Source organism: Corynebacterium sp. (assembly GCF_012837295.1).
GTDB lineage: Bacteria > Actinomycetota > Actinomycetes > Mycobacteriales > Mycobacteriaceae > Corynebacterium.
Genome location: NZ_DURI01000197.1, coordinates 1 through 1,971, shown reverse-complemented (window position 1 = coordinate 1,971; position 1,971 = coordinate 1). Strand labels below are relative to the sequence as shown.

The 1,971-nt window shown below is 69.1% G+C and carries 3 protein-coding genes; all 3 read right to left on the bottom strand.

Annotated elements, in window-relative coordinates; genetic code table 11:
- The coding region (locus GX015_RS06600; RefSeq protein ID WP_291343759.1) for a PPK2 family polyphosphate kinase at nt 1-818 on the bottom strand (818 nt) is incomplete at its 3' end.
- Nucleotides 819-860: 42 nt separating this feature from the next.
- Complete coding sequence (gene nusB / locus GX015_RS06595) at nt 861-1,559, bottom strand: transcription antitermination factor NusB (RefSeq protein ID WP_291343757.1); 699 nt, start codon at nt 1,557-1,559, stop codon at nt 861-863.
- An 11-nt stretch (nt 1,560-1,570) separates the two neighbouring features.
- A partial coding sequence (locus GX015_RS06590) for an elongation factor P (RefSeq protein WP_291343755.1) occupies nt 1,571-1,971 on the bottom strand: 401 nt, incomplete at its 5' end.

Sequence of the window (1,971 nt, the reverse complement as noted above, 5' to 3'; positions counted from 1 at the left end):
AGCTCCAGCCCGCGCAGGGTGTCGAGCAACAGGCCCTTGACCACCAGGCGGGAGTACCACTTGCGGTTGGCGGGCACGCAGTACCAGGGGTTGGTCTCCGTCGACGTGCGGCGCAGGGCCTCGTCGTAGGCGGCCTGGTAGTCGTCCCACAGGGCACGGTCGGCGATGTCGCCGACGTCGAACTTCCAGTGCTTGTCGGGGCGCTCGAGCCGCTCCATCAGGCGCTCGTACTGCTCGTCGGGGTCGATGTGCAGCATCACCTTGATCAGGTGGACGTTCTGCGCCGCGAGCTCGTTCTCGAACTCGACGATCTCGTCGAAGCGGCCCTCGATCTCGTCGAGCGGGGTCAGCTCCTTGACCTTCTCCACCAACACGGCCTCGTAGTGCGACCGGTCCCACACGCCGATGCGCCCCGGCTTGGGCATGCGGATGCGCGAACGGTAGAGGAAGTCGTGCTCGTTTTCCTCGTCGGTCGGCCGCCCGAAGGAGAAGACCTCCACGCCCTGCGGGTCGACGCCCTTGAGCACGTGGCGCACCACGCCGCCCTTGCCGGAGGTGTCCATTCCCTGTAGCACGATGATGATCGTCGGCGCGTTCTCGTCGCCGCTGCGCGCCGCGGCGAACATGCGCTCCTGCAGGTCGGCGATTTCCTCGTCGTGATCGTCGAAGTGTTCGGCCGCGATGGCCTTGCCGTCGCCGTTGTTCGGCAGGCCAGGGGTGGAGTCGGCATCGACATGCGAAAGCCGCCACCCCTCCCCGACTTTCAGCGCGTGCGCGTCGTCGAGCGTGAAGTGGCGGTGCTTGCGTTTCTTGCCCATGGGGCAAGCCTAACGGGATTGCCCCTCTCGGGGCGTCCCGCTTTACGACGTACCGGTCTCCCCGTCGTCCGTCGTGCCCGTGGCGGCGGGCTCGGTCGTGGAATCGTCCGCGGCCGAGTCAACGTCGCCGGTTGCTTCGACCAGTTCGACTCCGGGCTCCGGCATCGCCGGCGTGCCCGGAACGATCGGCGCGGCGTCGGACGGGGCGGCGGTGACGCGCACGGCCGCGGCGGCCATGCGGGCCTGGCCGGCGATGTCCGCCTCGGCGTCGAGGACCGCGTTGATGTACGGCGGCGCGACGTCGGTGGAGTACTCGCTGGCCAGCTCCACGCCCTCGACGACGGCCACGCGCGGCGGCACGTCGGGGTTGTGGAACAGCTCCCACGTGCCCACGCGAAGGATGGCGCGGTCGACGGCCGGCAGTCGGCGCATCGGCCACTCCGCCGACAGGTAGGACGCGATGGTCGAGTCGATGCCGTCGATCTCCAGGGCGACGCCGCGGACGATTTCCTCGGCGTAATCGGCGATCGGCGCCACGCCCGAATCGGCGTCGCGCGCCAGCTCCAGGCGCTCGTCGATCAGGCGCACCGGGTCGACGCCGCGCTGCTCGGCCTCGAACAGCAGGTCCACGGCACGGCGACGTGCCCGGTAGCGGGCGCCGCGGCGCTTGTAATTGACTTCCTTGCCGGACGCGTCGCCGGCGGCCTTGCCGGAATGCTTGCCGGAATTCTTTTCGCTCATGGAGCGCGCGACTAGTTGTTCACGCGCGACAGGTAGGAACCGTCGCGGGTGTCGATCTTCAGCACGTCACCGGTCTCGATGAACAGCGGGACCTGCACCTCGGCGCCGGTCTCCAGGGTGGCGGGCTTGGTGCCGCCGGTGGAGCGGTCGCCCTGCAGGCCCGGGTCGGTCTGCTGGACGGCGAGGTCCACGGACACCGGGAGCTCGGCGAACAGCGGCTCGCCCTCGTGGAAGGAAACCTGCACGGAGGTGTTCTCCAGCAGGAAGCGGGCGGCGTCGCCCATCAGGTGCGGGGCCAGGTTGATCTGGTCGTAGGTCTTCTCGTCCATGAGGACGTAGTCCTCGCCGTCGCGGTACAGGAAGGTCATGTCGCGGCGGTCGACGGTGGCGGTCTCGACCTTGACGCCGGCGT

Bases quoted from the DNA above. Each gene is read 5' to 3' on its own strand.
- nusB (WP_291343757.1), bottom strand. From the start codon at position 1,559: ATGAGCGAAAAGAATTCCGGCAAGCATTCCGGCAAGGCCGCCGGCGAC.